The sequence below is a fragment of the Pseudomonas alkylphenolica genome, assembly GCF_004025535.1.
GTDB classification, from domain to species: domain Bacteria; phylum Pseudomonadota; class Gammaproteobacteria; order Pseudomonadales; family Pseudomonadaceae; genus Aquipseudomonas; species Aquipseudomonas alkylphenolica_A.
The window spans coordinates 222,833-235,964 of the sequence record NZ_QJRG01000047.1; the positions used below are offsets into that span (position 1 = coordinate 222,833).

Sequence of the window (13,132 nt, forward strand, 5' to 3'; positions counted from 1 at the left end):
GTCTCTTATCGAATTTGTGGGCCGATGAAGCGGCTTTTTGCTTCAACCTGGCTGGTGCTGTCGTCGGCATCCTTGAGGGTGAAGATCACTTCGTTGGTGCTCGACGGCAGTTGTTCCGGGGCCATCGACAGTTGTACCGGCAGGCTGACAATATCGCCGGCAGCCACGCGGATTTCGCGTGCGCCTTCAAGCTTGAGGTCCGGCAAACCACCGGCTTCCAGCACGTAGACGTGGTCGCGCTGATCCTTGTTCATCACCTTCAGGCTGTACACGTTCTCGATCCGGCCCTGGGCGTTCTCGCGGTACAGCACGCGGTCTTTGCTGACATCAAAGCCCACCAGCGGACGCATGACGAAGGCACTGGCGAGCAAGCCGATCATGGCCAGCAGCACCACCGCATAGCCGATCAGACGCGGGCGCAGCATATGGGTTTTCTGGCCTGAGAGGTTGTGTTCGGTGGTGTAGCTGATCAGGCCTTTGGGGTAGTTCATTTTCTCCATGATGGTGTCGCAGGCGTCGATGCAGGCGGCGCAGCCGATGCATTCGATCTGCAGGCCGTCACGGATGTCGATGCCGGTCGGACACACCTGCACACACATGGTGCAGTCGATGCAGTCGCCCAGGCCCTTGGCTTTGTAGTCGAGGTCCTTTTTGCGTGGGCCGCGGGTTTCGCCACGGCGCGGGTCGTAGGACACGATCAGCGTGTCTTTGTCGAACATCACGCTCTGGAAGCGGGCGTACGGGCACATGTACACACAGACTTGCTCGCGCAGCCAGCCAGCGTTGCCATAGGTGGCCAGGGTGAAGAAGCCGACCCAGAAATACGCCCAGCCGTCGGCCTCGCCGGTAAAGAACTCCAGCACCAGTTCGCGGATGGGAGAGAAGTAGCCGACGAAGGTCATACCGGTAACAAAGCCGATCAGCAGCCACAGGCTGTGCTTGGCCAGTTTGCGCAGGAACTTGTTGCCGCTCATGGGGGCCTTGTCGAGCTTCATGCGCTGGTTGCGGTCGCCTTCGGTGACCTTTTCACACCACATGAAAATCCACGTCCAGACGCTTTGCGGACAGGTGTAGCCGCACCACACCCGACCAGCGAATACGGTGATGAAGAACAGGCCGAACGCGGCAACGATCAACAGGCCGGACAGCAGGATGAAGTCTTGCGGCCAGATGGTGGCGCCAAAGATGTAGAACTTGCGCTCCGGCAGGTTCCACCAGACAGCCTGGTGGTTACCCCAGTTCAGCCACACCGTGCCGAAGTACAGCAGGAACAGGACGGCGCCGCCGACCATGCGCAAATTACGAAACACCCCGGTGAAGGCGCGGGTGTAGATTTTTTCCCGGGAGGCGTAGAGATCGATGCTGTCCTTGTCTTTGTTGGCAGGCGGGGTGACATCATGTACTGGAATCTGCTTGCTCATCATTGAGTCCCACGGCAGTGGAATAATGCCGCGATCAGTACGTGCCGACCGCAGTCAGAAGTTTATGCTGCTCTAGGTCGGATAATACGCCTGTAGTGGCACTACGGGGCATGGCTGCGACGTTTAGTCGCGTTGGGTTTGTCTGGTGATTAGTGTAGTGGGCGTGTCAATTGATCTGGGTCATGCGCGGCGGTAATGCAGGCCTTGCGAACGTATAAAAAAGCCCCGCCAGTCTTCACTGACGGGGCCGTTGGCTGACCGGGCGAATTACTTCGCGTCGGCCGACTTTTCACCTTGATGCGACAAGCTGTAGACATAAGCCGCCAGCAGGTGGACTTTGTCGTTGCCCTGGATCGCTTCCTGCGCAGGCATCTGGCCCTGGCGGCCGTAACGGATGGTCTGTTGCAGCTGGGCGAAACTCGAACCGTAGATGAACGCCTGCGGATGCGTCAGGTTGGGTGCGCCCATGGCTGGTGTGCCCTTGCCTTCAGGACCGTGGCAGGCCACACAGTTGGCGGCGAAGATCTTCTGGCCATTGGCTGCGTCGGCTTTCGCGCCTTCCGGCAGCTTGCGGCCATCCAGGTTGGTCAGGACGAACGCGGCGACGTCGGCAACGCCCTGTTCGCCGATGACTTCCGACCAGGCCGGCATCACGCCGTGACGACCGCCCATGATGGTGGTCTTGATGGTTTGCGGTTCGCCGCCCCAGCGCCAGTCGTTGTCGGTGAGGTTGGGGAAGCCGTAGGAGCCTTTGGCGTCAGAGCCATGGCACACGGCGCAGTTGGAGGCAAACAGGCGGCCACCCATTTTCAGGGCTTTTGGATCTTTGGCCACTTCTTCGATAGGCATGGCTGCAAATTTGGCGAAAATAGGCCCAAATTTGGCGTCAGCGCGGACCATTTCCTTTTCCCACTCGTGCACACCGGTCCAGCCGGCCTGACCGTTGGCGAAATCGGTTTTTTTCTCGTTGTCCAGGTACTGGTAGCCGGGCAACACGCCCTTCCAGTTACCCAGGCCCGGGTACAGCACCAGATAGCCCAAGGCGAAAATGATGGTGCCGACAAACAGCCAGAACCACCATTTTGGCAACGGGTTGTCATACTCCTCGATACCGTCGAACGAATGGCCGACGATTTCATCGGTGGGTTCGCTGCGCTGCCCCCTACGGGTGGACAGCAACAGCCAGGTCAGGGCAAAGATGGTGCCCAGACTCAAAACGGTGACGTACAGACTCCAGAAGGTAGTCATTCGTTGTTACTCCTAGACGCTTTCGCTTTCGCTTGCGCTTGCTCGACGTGCTTGCTGGCTTCGGGATCATCCGCGAAGGGCAGCATGGTCGCTTCGTCGAACTCGGACTTGCGCCGAGAACTGAACACCCACAACGCCAGGCCGACAAAGGCCACCATCACTACGACGGTGCCCAGGCCACGAATCATCCCGATATCCATCAATGTCACCGTTTGCTTTTGATGATGGTGCCCAGGCCTTGCAGGTAGGCAACCAGGGCGTCCATTTCAGTCTTGCCCTTGACCGCGTCGCGGGCGCCGGCAATGTCGGCGTCGGTGTACGGGGTGCCGAGGGTGCGCAAGACTTCCATCTTCTTGACCGTGTCCTTGCCGTCGAGCTTGTTCTCGACCAGCCACGGGTAGGCCGGCATCTTCGACTCGGGCACGACGTTGCGCGGGTTGTACAGGTGGGCGCGGTGCCAGTCATCGGAGTAGCGGCCACCGACGCGGGCCAGGTCCGGACCGGTACGCTTGGAGCCCCACAGGAACGGGTGATCCCAGACGCTTTCACCGGCAACCGAATAGTGGCCGTAGCGCTCGGTTTCGGCACGGAACGGCCGGATCATCTGCGAGTGGCACTGCACGCAGCCTTCGCGGATGTAGATGTCGCGGCCTTCGAGTTCCAGCGCGGTACGAGGCTTCATGCCTTCGACCGGTTTGTTGGTGACGTCCTGGAAAAACAGCGGGACGATTTGGGTCAGACCGCCAACGCTCACGGCGATGACCATGAAGAAGGCCAGCAGGCCAATGTTCTTCTCGAGTACTTCATGCTTCATCAGTGAGCTCCAACTACAGCGATCTGAGCGGCGGCTTCAGCTTCAGCCGGCTTCGAGGCGCGAACGGTACGGAACACGTTGTAGGCCATCAGCAACATACCCGATGCGAAGAACGCACCGCCCAGGGCGCGGACGATGTAGCCCGGGTGGCTGGCTTGCAGGGCTTCGACGAAGGAGTAGGTGAGGGTGCCATCATCGTTGATTGCACGCCACATCAGGCCCTGGGTGATGCCGTTGACCCACATCGAGGCGATGTACAGCACGGTACCGATGGTCGCGAGCCAGAAGTGCGCGTTGATCAGGCCGGTGCTGTGCATCTGCTCGCGGCCGTAGACCTTCGGAATCATGTGGTACAGGGCGCCGATCGAGATCATCGCTACCCAACCGAGGGCGCCGGCGTGAACGTGGCCCACGGTCCAGTCGGTGTAGTGCGACAACGAGTTGACCGTCTTGATCGCCATCATCGGCCCTTCGAAGGTCGACATGCCGTAGAACGCCAGGGAGACCACGAGGAAGCGCAGGATCGGGTCGGTGCGCAGCTTATGCCAGGCGCCCGAGAGGGTCATCATGCCGTTGATCATGCCGCCCCAGCTTGGCGCCAGAAGGATGATCGACATGGCCATGCCCAGCGATTGGGCCCAGTCAGGCAGGGCGGTGTAGTGCAGGTGGTGGGGACCTGCCCAGATGTACAGGGTGATCAGTGCCCAGAAGTGCACGATCGACAGGCGATAGGAGTAGATCGGACGCTCGGCCTGCTTGGGCACGAAGTAGTACATCATGCCGAGGAAGCCGGTGGTCAGGAAGAAGCCCACGGCGTTGTGGCCGTACCACCACTGGATCATCGCGTCGGTGGCGCCCGAGTAGGCCGAGTACGACTTGAACAGGCTGACCGGCAGCGACATGTGGTTGACGATGTGCAGCATCGCGGTCACCACGATGAATGCACCGTAGAACCAGTTGCCCACATAGATGTGCTTGGTTTTGCGTTTGACGATGGTACCGAAGAACACCACGCCGTAGGTGACCCAGACAATCGCCAGCAAAATGGCGATCGGCCATTCCAGCTCAGCGTATTCCTTGGTCGTGGTGTAACCCAGTGGCAGGGTAATGAGCGCACCGACGATCACCGCTTGCCAACCCCAGAAGGTGAAGGCCGCGAGGCTGTCGGAAATCAGTCGCGTCTGGCAGGTTCGCTGCACGACATAGTAGGAAGTGGCAAACAGCGCACAACCACCGAAGGCGAAAATCACCAGGTTGGTGTGCAGCGGGCGAAGACGTCCAAAACTCGTCCATGGCAGGTCCAGGTTCAGTTGGGGCCATACCAGTTGCGAGGCGATGAAGACTCCAAGCCCCATGCCAAGGATCCCCCAGACCACCGTCATGATGGCGAACTGGCGGACGACCTTATAGTTATAAGCAGTCGGACTGATTGCTGTGCTCATTCTAAGGTTCCACGGTTTGGGTGTTTTTATAGGTTAAAAAATCGGCGCAAGTATGTATAAACCGTGTGGTTATTGCAACGCGATGGCTCCCGCGCCGACCCTTGCCAAAGCCCGATATACCGCTGTTTCGAGCGCTCTTGGCGGACGAAGTGTACACAATTATCTGATTGATATGTGTACTGTTATTCATATTTTCTTGTCCAATTGGTCAGGCTTGCTGTAACCATTTTCTGTTGTCCAGAAACCGGTACTGCTGAGGTCGAGCCGATCCCGTCTGCCTTTGCACGCATTCTTCAACGGCCACAACCGCCCAAGGGTTTTATCAACCCCTTGTTTGCGGTCGCTGTGGCAACAAGCTTAGTTCCGATCAAGGCGTGCGCAAGGCGCGGCGGCGGGGGAGGTGCGACGTTTGGTCGCAAGGGGAAACGAAGACGCCGCATCCGGTTGGATGCGGCGTCAGCCGTCAAGATGCAGTTACACGAAACATTTACTGGGCAGAAACGGTTTCGCCTTGCGCCGGTTCCGCCTGGGACAGGCTGTAGACGTAAGCGGCCAGCAGGTGGACCTTGTCGTTACCCTGAATGGCATCCTGCGCCGGCATCTGGCCCTGGCGACCATAACGAATGGTCTGTTGCAATTGGGCAAAGCTTGAACCGTAGATGAACGCCTGCGGGTGCGTCAGGTCCGGTGCGCCCATCGCCGGGGTGCCTTTGCCTTGCGGGCCGTGGCAGGCCACGCAGTTGGTTGCGAAGAGCTTTTCGCCATTGGCGACATCGGCCTTGGTGCCTTCCGGCAGTTTGCGGCCATCGAGGTTGGTCAGGACAAACCCGGCCACGTCGGCGACACCTTGCTCGCCAATGACTTCGGCCCAGGCGGGCATGACGCCGTGACGGCCGTTCATGATCGACTGTTTGATAGTCTCGGGCTCGCCACCCCAGCGCCAGTCCTTGTCGGTGAGGTTGGGGAAGCCGTAAGCACCTTTGGCGTCGGAACCGTGGCACACCGCGCAGTTGGAGGCGAACAGGCGGCCGCCCATTTTCAGCGCCTGTGGATCCTTGGCAACTTCTTCGACCGGCATGGCGGCGAATTTGGCAAAGATCGGACCGAATTTGGCGTCTGCCTTGTCCATCTCTTTTTGCCATTCGTTAACCTGGGTCCAGCCGTTCTGATAACCCGGCAAGATGCCTTTCCAGTTGCCCAGGCCGGGGTAGAGGATCAGGTAGCCGACGCCGAATGCCAGGGTGCACACGAACAGCCAGAACCACCACTTGGGCAGCGGGTTGTCATACTCCTCGATGCCGTCGAAGCTGTGGCCCATGGTCTGGTCGCTGGTCCCCGGCTTTTCGCCCTTGCGCGTGGCCAGCAGCAGCCAGGTCAGGCCGATCAGGCTGCCGATGGTCAGTACGCTGATGTACGTACTCCAGAAGGTGGTCATTGCCCGTTACTCCTCGATTCGGGTTCTTTGGCGGCGGGTGCCAGGCGGTCATCGGCGAACGGCAGCAGGCTTGCTTCGGCAAACTCGCGGTCACGCCGACCGTTGAACACCCACAGGGAGAGGCCGATGAACGCGATGGCCACCAGCAAGGTGCCGAGGCCGCGCAGTTGACCGATATCCAGTGTGAAATCCATGGCCCTTACCTCTTGTTCTTGATGGCGGTGCCCAGCACCTGCAGGTAGGCAACCAGCGCATCCATTTCGGTCTTGCCCTTGATCGAGGCCACTGCACCGCTGATGTCGTCGTCGGTGTAGGGCACGCCGAGGGTGCGCATGGTGCGCAGCTTGTTCTCGGTGTGGCTGCTATCTACCGGGCTGGCGACCAGCCAGGGGTAGGCGGGCATCTTCGACTCGGGTACGACGTTGCGCGGGTTGTACAGGTGGGCGCGATGCCAGTCATCGGAGTAGCGGCCACCGACACGGGCCAGGTCCGGACCGGTACGCTTGGAGCCCCACAGGAACGGGTGATCCCAGACGCTTTCACCGGCAACCGAATAGTGGCCGTAGCGTTCGGTTTCGGCACGGAACGGACGGATCATCTGCGAGTGGCACTGCACGCAGCCTTCGCGGATGTAGATGTCGCGGCCTTCCAGTTGCAGCGCGGTGTAGGGCTTCATGCCTTCGACCGGCTTATTGGTTACGTCCTGGAAGAACAGCGGGACGATCTGGGTCAGGCCGCCGATGCTGACGGCAAAGACCATCAACAGCACCAGCAGAAAGACGTTCTTCTCGATCACTTCATGTTTCATCTCGATCTCCTCAGGCCAGCTGCGCAGTGGCAGGGGCGGTCGCGACCACCGGGCCGCGCACGGTGCGCCAGGTGTTCCATGCCATCAGCAGCATACCGGTGAGGAAAATCGCCCCGCCGACGAAGCGCACGATGAAGCCTGGGTGGCTGGCCACCAAGGTTTCGACGAAGGAGTAGGTCAGGGTGCCGTCGGTGTTGACTGCACGCCACATCAGGCCCTGGGCAATGCCGTTGACCCACATCGAAGCGATGTAGAGCACGGTGCCGATGGTGGCCAGCCAGAAGTGCGCGTTGATCAGGCCGATGCTGTGCATCTGCTCGCGACCGAAGACTTTCGGGATCATGTGGTACAGGGCGCCGATCGAGATCATCGCTACCCAGCCCAGGGCACCGGCGTGTACGTGGCCGATGGTCCAGTCGGTGTAGTGCGACAGGGCGTTGACCGTCTTGATCGCCATCATCGGCCCTTCGAAGGTCGACATGCCGTAGAACGCCAGGGACACCACGAGGAAGCGCAGGATCGGGTCGCTGCGCAGCTTATGCCAGGCGCCCGAGAGGGTCATCATGCCGTTGATCATGCCGCCCCAGCTTGGCGCCAGGAGGATCAGCGACATGATCATGCCCAGCGACTGCGCCCAGTCGGGCAGGGCGGTGTAGTGCAGGTGGTGCGGACCGGCCCAGATGTACAGGGTGATCAGCGCCCAGAAGTGCACGATCGACAGGCGATAGGAATACACCGGACGCTCGGCCTGCTTGGGCACGAAGTAGTACATCATGCCAAGGAAGCCTGCGGTCAGGAAAAAGCCCACGGCGTTGTGGCCGTACCACCACTGCACCATGGCGTCGGTGGCGCCGCTGTACAGCGAGTAGGACTTGGTCAGGCTGACCGGTACTTCCAGGTTGTTGACGATATGCAGGATCGCCACGGTGATAATGAACGCACCAAAAAACCAGTTGCCCACGTAGATGTGCTTGGTGGTGCGCTTGAGCAGCGTACCGAAGAACACCACGGCATAGGCGACCCAGACAATGGTGATCAGGATGTCGATCGGCCATTCCAGTTCGGCGTATTCCTTGGAACTGGTATAACCCAGCGGCAAGGTGATGGCGGCCAGCACGATCACCAGTTGCCAGGCCCAGAAGGTAAAGGCGGCAAGGCGTGGTGAGAACAGGGTGGTCTGGCAGGTTCGCTGGACCGAATAGTAGGAGGCGGCGAACAGCGCGCAACCGCCGAAGGCGAAGATCACCGCGTTGGTGTGCAGCGGGCGCAGGCGTCCGAAGCTGGTCCAGGGGAGATCAAAGTTGAGTGAAGGCCAGACAAGTTGCGCGGCGAGAAAAACGCCGAGCCCCATCCCGACGATTCCCCACACCACCGTCATAATGGCGAATTGGCGGACCACCTTGTAGTTGTAGGCGGTACTGCTGGTTGTGTTCATGTATGGGTTCCCATCCACGGTTATAGGCAGACTAATTAGCGAGGCAAGCATGAGTAATGGGCAGACGACCGGTATTGACGGGGATCAATGGGCGCAGCTGGTCGAAAGCCACGGCTGGCTATGGAATGCCCCGCAAAATCAGGGGGATGGCGCACCTTCTGGATGTTTGATCTTGGCCCATGGTGCCGGTGCTCCCATGGACAGTCCGTTCATGGAGGACATGGCGCAAAGGCTGGCCGCACAAGGGCTGGGCGTGTTGCGTTTCGAGTTTGAGTACATGGCGCGGCGGCGCATCGACGGTGGCAAAAGGCCGCCAAATCCTCAAGCGAGGCTTCTGGAATGCTGGCGCGAGGTGTACCGGCAGGTGCGACCATTGGTCACTGGGACGCTAGCCATTGGCGGCAAGTCCATGGGCGGGCGTATGGCCAGCCTGCTGGCCGACGAGTTGGGCGCCGATGCGCTGGTGTGCCTGGGGTATCCGTTCTATGCCGCTGGCAAGCCGGAAAAGCCGCGGGTGGCGCACCTGGCCGAATTGAACACGCCGACCTTGATCATTCAGGGCGAGCGCGATGCGCTGGGCGATAGGCAGACGGTAGAGGGCTATGCATTGTCGCCGGCAATTGAACTGTGCTGGTTGCAGGCGGGGGATCATGACCTGAAGCCGCTGAAGGCGTCAGGGTTCACGCATGCCGATCATCTGGCGACGGCGGCGCAACGCATTGTGGCGTTCTTGCGTGTGTAGGAGGGATTCAGCAGATTCTTCGCGGGTAAACCCGCTCCCACAGTTATCGGGTATACCACTACCTGTGGGAGCGGGTTTACCCGCGAAGCTTACTGCAGTACCGGACTTAGCCGCGGTATTCGCACAGGTAGGCAGTGTCGACGGCGACTTTCAGCTGGAACTTGCTGTTGGCCGGTACGTTGAACTGGCTGCCGGCGCTGAAGGTTTCCCAGTTGTCGCTGTCAGGCAGTTTGACGGTCAGGGCGCCCGATACCACGTGCATGATTTCACGTTGGGCGGTGCCGAACTCGTACTCACCGGGGGCCATAACGCCGACAGTGGCCGGGCCTTCGGCGGTGCCGAACGCAATCGACTTGACCGTGCCATCAAAGTACTCGTTGACTTTAAACATGGGCGACTCCTGAAAAGGGGCTTAAAAGGCTGGCCAGTATGCCCAAGGCGTCTGGCGCCGTCATCCGCTTTCAGGTGCCGTTGGCCGGGAGCGACAGGGGCAGAAGCCGCGCAGTATTGCGCGCGTCTTCAAGGGCCCGGTGCTGCATGCCGTTGAACTGCAGGCCAGCCAGTTGCAACGCACTGTTCAGGCCCAGTGGGCGCTGCAAGTGGCGGGCTTTGGCGAAACGCTGCTTGAGGTTGATGTGCGGCAGGTCGGCCAGCAGGCTGTGCAGCTGATGCTGCTGCCATTCCTGCAGCAGTTGCTGGCGGTCATAGTCGCCCCAGCTGACCCAGGCGTTAAGGTGCGTCTGGTGATGTCCGAGCCAGCGCTCGAACTGGCCCCAGACCTCGCTGAACGGCGCAGCAGTGTCGACGCTGGCCTGGCTGATATGCGTCAGTTCACGGCAGAAGCTCGTCAGTTGCGGGCGTCGCCGCGGTTTGACGAAGCGCTGGAAGTGGTCGACTTCCCGGCCTTGACGATTGACCAGCGTTGCACCAATTTCGATGACTTCCATTTCTGTCACCGGCCAACCACCGTCGTCGGTGGTTGCTTCCAGGTCGATCACCAGCCAATGCCCCATAGTAGGCTCCCTTGCAAGACTGGCTAGAGCGTAGCCAAACTTGGACGCTTGGGGTATCCCTATGGCTTTTTGCCTTCAGCTGGCATTTTGCACAATCGCCAGTTGTGCGGCGCCAGGAAAACGCCTAGTTTAAGCAAATTCCGGTTAAAGCCCGTAAAGAGTGTGTTGCTTTGATTCCTACGCCCATGTCGCAGGTCGTGTCGTTCCTGTTCATGCTCGCAAGCCTGGGGTTTGCTTCGTCCGCCCTGGCGCTCGAGGAAATCGAGGTTAAAGTCGGCGCCACGCATTTTCCTCCTTATATAGTGCGACCCGAGCGGGGGGCCGACACCGGGCTGTTGCCGCAGTTGATCGAGGCACTGAACAATGCCCAGGCGCATTACCGTTTTGTGCTGGTGCCGACGTCGATCCCACGCCGCTTCGGCGACTTCAGGCAAGGCCGCACCGACATTGCGATTTTCGAGAACCCGCAGTGGGGCTGGCAAGAGATTGAACACGTTGCCGTCGACATGGGCCTGGAAGATGCCGAGGTGTTCGTTACCCACCTGCAACCCGACCGCGATGAAGGCTACTTTGCCGACCTCAGTAGCAAACGATTGGCGTTGTATAGCGGCTATCACTATGCGTTTGCCGACTTCAACCCGGATCCCAAATACCTCGCCGAGCGCTACAACGCGACCCTGACCTATTCGCACGACAGTAACTTGCTGATGGTCCAGCGGGGGCGTGCCGATATCGCGCTGGTGACCCGTTCCTACCTCAGCGATTTTCTCGTGCGCAACCCGAAGAGCAATGGCCAGTTGCTGACCTCTGAGCGGGTCGACCAGATCTATCACCATTACGCCCTGCTGCGCCCCGGCGCGCCGATCACTGGCCCGGCCTTTGCCCGGCTGATGCAGCAGTTGCGTGATTCAGGGGAGCTGCTGAGGATTTTTCAGCCGTATCGCATCAGCGTCAGCACGCCCCAGGAAGACTAAATTTCGCCAGATCGTTCACGTTCACCCAGGTGAGTACCTTTCCTTCGTGAGCCGATAACATGTCCTTCGACCCTGCTTCGCAAACACTGAGTTCGCCCCGCTGGCGTAGCCTTGACGCTGTAGAAAACGGCTGTCACCTGAGCCTTGTGCTGGAAGGCAAGCCGCTGATCCGGGTGCGCCTGGTACAGAGTGGGTCACTTGATGTTCACCTCGAGGACATCGCCCGCGACCGGCCGCATGAGGCGTTATGGGCCGCCTGTTACTGGCTGTTTTCCCGCGATCCGGCGTGTCAGCAGTTGATCTGGCACCTCGATTCGTTGCCCGTCGAAGCCTTGCGCAGCGGCCTGCTGCTTACTCACATGCAAGCGGGTGTGTACCGCTGTGAAAGAACCCAGTTCTGGCAGTTGCCGCAACCCTGGCTCGGTCAGGCAATGGGCGGTGTGTACCCGCAGCAAATGCACATCACCGACGGCAAGCGTCACCCACGTCGCGCGCCGAAGCCCCGTGGTGAGGTGTACCGTCGCTTTGATGTGCGTCTGGGGGCCTGGGTGTCGCTGCGCACGCTGGAAATCGACAGCGACCTCGAGCGTTTCAACCGCTGGCAGAACAACCCGCGGGTACTGAACTTCTGGCAGGAGGGCGGCAGCCTTGAACAGCACCGTGAGTACCTGAACAAACTGCAGGCCGACCCGCACAGCCTGACCTTGATTGGCAGCTTTGATGATCAGCCCTTCGCTTATTTCGAAGCCTATTGGGCCAAGGAAGACCGCATCGCGCCGTTTTATCCGGCCGATGACTATGATCGCGGCATTCACATGCTGGTCGGCGAAGAGCAGCACCGCGGGCCGCACAAGGTTGCCAGCTGGCTTTCGGCGCTGGTGCACTACCTGTTTCTCGATGACCCGCGAACCCAGCGGGTGGTGGCTGAACCACGGGCGGACAACAGCAAGATGATCGGCTACATGCACGACCAGTGCTTTCATTGCGAGAAGGAGTTCGACTTCCCGCACAAGCGGGCGGCCTTGATGATTCTGGGACGGGAGCGTTTTTTCGAGCGCTGCAGGCTCGCTTGACGCTCAAGCGGCAAGTCTCAAGCTGCAAGCTTCAAGTTGGGTGCGTGCCGCTTGCCGCTTGCAGCTTGCAACTCTCAAGCCTTCTGGCTTGAGACTTTCCGACAATGCACCAGGGCATCGCGAATCATGAAGTTGACCAGGGTCGGTGAGACGCCCAGTTCCTTGGCGATGTCTTTTTGCGGGACCCCGTGCAGGCGATACATCTCGAACGCATAGCGCGTGCGCTGGGGCAGTTCGTTCAAGGCGTCGGCAATGTGTTCAAGGGTGGCGAAGTTGATGTGCGTGGCTTCGGGCGAGGCGCCCTGGATGACCACATTAAGGCCTTCTTCTTCGCTGCCGGAGTACCTGAGCTCCATGGACTGCTTGCGATAGTGGTCGATCGCCAGGTTACGCACGATCTGAAACAGGTAGCTGAGCTGGGCCTTGAACGAGGAGGTGATTTGCGGCGCGGAATTGAGCCGGAAGAAGGCGTCCTGCACCACATCTTCAGCGCGGGAACGACAGCCGGTAATGCGTGCAGCGATTTTCACGAGAATGTTGCGGTTGTCGACGAACGCCTGGAGCAACGGTGAATCGCACTTACTTGTGGATGTTTGTTCCGCCATGGAAATCACCTTATCTCTAAGAGGGAAGGGGAGCGCTCCGGGGTAGGAGGCTGCCTGCGACGTGCGACAAACTATGCGTAATGATAATTATTGTCAAATGAGAAAGTTAATACGTTACTGGG

Annotated in this window: 15 protein-coding genes; 3 read left to right on the plus strand and 12 right to left on the minus strand. The window is 59.9% G+C overall.

Going from position 1 to position 13,132, the window contains the following annotated elements:
- Positions 1–5: 5 nt before the first annotated feature.
- From ccoG to ccoN (DM813_RS16440), 9 genes are all read right to left on the minus strand, one after another.
- Entirely contained in the window at positions 6–1,421 is a 1,416-nt protein-coding gene (gene ccoG, locus DM813_RS16400) for a cytochrome c oxidase accessory protein CcoG (RefSeq protein WP_128324440.1), read from the minus strand.
- 267 nt (positions 1,422–1,688) lie between these two features.
- Positions 1,689–2,669, minus strand: coding sequence for a cytochrome-c oxidase, cbb3-type subunit III (ccoP, locus tag DM813_RS16405; RefSeq protein WP_128324441.1), 981 nt, complete (start codon positions 2,667–2,669; stop codon positions 1,689–1,691).
- Positions 2,666–2,869: a cbb3-type cytochrome oxidase subunit 3 gene (locus tag DM813_RS16410; protein ID WP_128324442.1), complete on the minus strand. Its 204-nt coding sequence runs from the start codon at positions 2,867–2,869 to the stop codon at positions 2,666–2,668. The genes ccoP (DM813_RS16405) and DM813_RS16410 overlap by 4 nt, the downstream gene beginning before the upstream one ends.
- Before the next feature lie 5 nt (positions 2,870–2,874).
- Positions 2,875–3,483: a cytochrome-c oxidase, cbb3-type subunit II gene (gene ccoO / locus DM813_RS16415; protein ID WP_128324443.1), complete on the minus strand. Its 609-nt coding sequence runs from the start codon at positions 3,481–3,483 to the stop codon at positions 2,875–2,877.
- On the minus strand, positions 3,483–4,925 hold the full coding sequence (gene ccoN / locus DM813_RS16420) for a cytochrome-c oxidase, cbb3-type subunit I (RefSeq protein ID WP_128324444.1): 1,443 nt from the start codon (positions 4,923–4,925) through the stop codon (positions 3,483–3,485). Before ccoN (DM813_RS16420) ends, ccoO (DM813_RS16415) begins: the two co-directional genes overlap by 1 nt.
- A gap of 487 nt (positions 4,926–5,412) precedes the next feature.
- Positions 5,413–6,360 carry a cytochrome-c oxidase, cbb3-type subunit III gene (gene ccoP, locus DM813_RS16425; RefSeq protein ID WP_128324445.1) on the minus strand — a complete coding sequence of 316 codons (948 nt, stop codon included), beginning with the start codon at positions 6,358–6,360 and terminating at the stop codon, positions 5,413–5,415.
- A complete protein-coding gene (locus DM813_RS16430; RefSeq protein WP_128324446.1) occupies positions 6,357–6,554 on the minus strand; it encodes a cbb3-type cytochrome oxidase subunit 3 in 198 nt (65 codons plus the stop codon). Before DM813_RS16430 ends, ccoP (DM813_RS16425) begins: the two co-directional genes overlap by 4 nt.
- A 5-nt stretch (positions 6,555–6,559) precedes the next feature.
- Positions 6,560–7,168 carry a cytochrome-c oxidase, cbb3-type subunit II gene (gene ccoO, locus DM813_RS16435; RefSeq protein WP_128324447.1) on the minus strand — a complete coding sequence of 203 codons (609 nt, stop codon included), beginning with the start codon at positions 7,166–7,168 and terminating at the stop codon, positions 6,560–6,562.
- A gap of 10 nt (positions 7,169–7,178) precedes the next feature.
- Complete coding sequence (gene ccoN, locus DM813_RS16440) at positions 7,179–8,603, minus strand: cytochrome-c oxidase, cbb3-type subunit I (protein ID WP_128324448.1); 1,425 nt, start codon at positions 8,601–8,603, stop codon at positions 7,179–7,181.
- Between the two features lie 49 nt (positions 8,604–8,652).
- Here ccoN (DM813_RS16440) and DM813_RS16445 point away from each other — a divergent pair, with 49 nt between their 5' ends.
- Positions 8,653–9,345 (plus strand): alpha/beta family hydrolase, encoded by a 693-nt coding sequence (locus DM813_RS16445; protein ID WP_128324449.1) that lies wholly within the window; start codon positions 8,653–8,655, stop codon positions 9,343–9,345.
- A 106-nt stretch (positions 9,346–9,451) separates the two neighbouring features.
- Here the strand turns inward: DM813_RS16445 and DM813_RS16450 are convergent, their stop codons facing one another.
- Both DM813_RS16450 and DM813_RS16455 read right to left on the minus strand, forming a co-directional pair.
- Positions 9,452–9,736, minus strand: a complete 285-nt coding sequence (locus DM813_RS16450) for a pyrimidine/purine nucleoside phosphorylase (protein WP_010225980.1) — start codon at positions 9,734–9,736, stop codon at positions 9,452–9,454.
- A gap of 70 nt (positions 9,737–9,806) precedes the next feature.
- Positions 9,807–10,358, minus strand: coding sequence for an exonuclease domain-containing protein (locus DM813_RS16455; protein WP_128324450.1), 552 nt, complete (start codon positions 10,356–10,358; stop codon positions 9,807–9,809).
- 212 nt (positions 10,359–10,570) lie between these two features.
- On the opposite strand from DM813_RS16455, the gene DM813_RS16460 reads away from it, so the two are divergent.
- Positions 10,571–11,332: a substrate-binding periplasmic protein gene (locus tag DM813_RS16460; protein WP_128325245.1), complete on the plus strand. Its 762-nt coding sequence runs from the start codon at positions 10,571–10,573 to the stop codon at positions 11,330–11,332.
- 59 nt (positions 11,333–11,391) lie between these two features.
- A complete protein-coding gene (locus DM813_RS16465) occupies positions 11,392–12,405 on the plus strand; it encodes a GNAT family N-acetyltransferase (protein WP_128324451.1) in 1,014 nt (337 codons plus the stop codon).
- A gap of 74 nt (positions 12,406–12,479) precedes the next feature.
- On the opposite strand, the gene DM813_RS16470 is transcribed toward DM813_RS16465, so the two are convergent.
- Positions 12,480–13,010, minus strand: coding sequence for an RNA polymerase factor sigma-70 (locus DM813_RS16470; protein WP_128324452.1), 531 nt, complete (start codon positions 13,008–13,010; stop codon positions 12,480–12,482).
- Positions 13,011–13,132 lie beyond the last annotated feature (122 nt).

Excerpts from the sequence above, each read along its gene's own strand:
- ccoG (WP_128324440.1), bottom strand. The coding sequence starts at position 1,421 with ATGAGCAAGCAGATTCCAGTACATGATGTCACCCCGCCTGCCAACAAA.
- DM813_RS16445 (WP_128324449.1), top strand. The coding sequence starts at position 8,653 with ATGAGTAATGGGCAGACGACCGGTATTGACGGGGATCAATGGGCGCAG.
- DM813_RS16410 (WP_128324442.1), bottom strand. The coding sequence starts at position 2,869 with ATGGATATCGGGATGATTCGTGGCCTGGGCACCGTCGTAGTGATGGTG.
- DM813_RS16460 (WP_128325245.1), top strand. The coding sequence starts at position 10,571 with ATGCTCGCAAGCCTGGGGTTTGCTTCGTCCGCCCTGGCGCTCGAGGAA.
- ccoN (WP_128324448.1), bottom strand. The coding sequence starts at position 8,603 with ATGAACACAACCAGCAGTACCGCCTACAACTACAAGGTGGTCCGCCAA.
- DM813_RS16465 (WP_128324451.1), top strand. The coding sequence starts at position 11,392 with ATGTCCTTCGACCCTGCTTCGCAAACACTGAGTTCGCCCCGCTGGCGT.
- ccoP (WP_128324445.1), bottom strand. The coding sequence starts at position 6,360 with ATGACCACCTTCTGGAGTACGTACATCAGCGTACTGACCATCGGCAGC.
- ccoO (WP_128324443.1), bottom strand. The coding sequence starts at position 3,483 with ATGAAGCATGAAGTACTCGAGAAGAACATTGGCCTGCTGGCCTTCTTC.
- ccoO (WP_128324447.1), bottom strand. The coding sequence starts at position 7,168 with ATGAAACATGAAGTGATCGAGAAGAACGTCTTTCTGCTGGTGCTGTTG.
- DM813_RS16430 (WP_128324446.1), bottom strand. The coding sequence starts at position 6,554 with ATGGATTTCACACTGGATATCGGTCAACTGCGCGGCCTCGGCACCTTG.
- DM813_RS16450 (WP_010225980.1), bottom strand. The coding sequence starts at position 9,736 with ATGTTTAAAGTCAACGAGTACTTTGATGGCACGGTCAAGTCGATTGCG.
- ccoP (WP_128324441.1), bottom strand. The coding sequence starts at position 2,669 with ATGACTACCTTCTGGAGTCTGTACGTCACCGTTTTGAGTCTGGGCACC.
- DM813_RS16470 (WP_128324452.1), bottom strand. The coding sequence starts at position 13,010 with ATGGCGGAACAAACATCCACAAGTAAGTGCGATTCACCGTTGCTCCAG.
- DM813_RS16455 (WP_128324450.1), bottom strand. The coding sequence starts at position 10,358 with ATGGGGCATTGGCTGGTGATCGACCTGGAAGCAACCACCGACGACGGT.
- ccoN (WP_128324444.1), bottom strand. The coding sequence starts at position 4,925 with ATGAGCACAGCAATCAGTCCGACTGCTTATAACTATAAGGTCGTCCGC.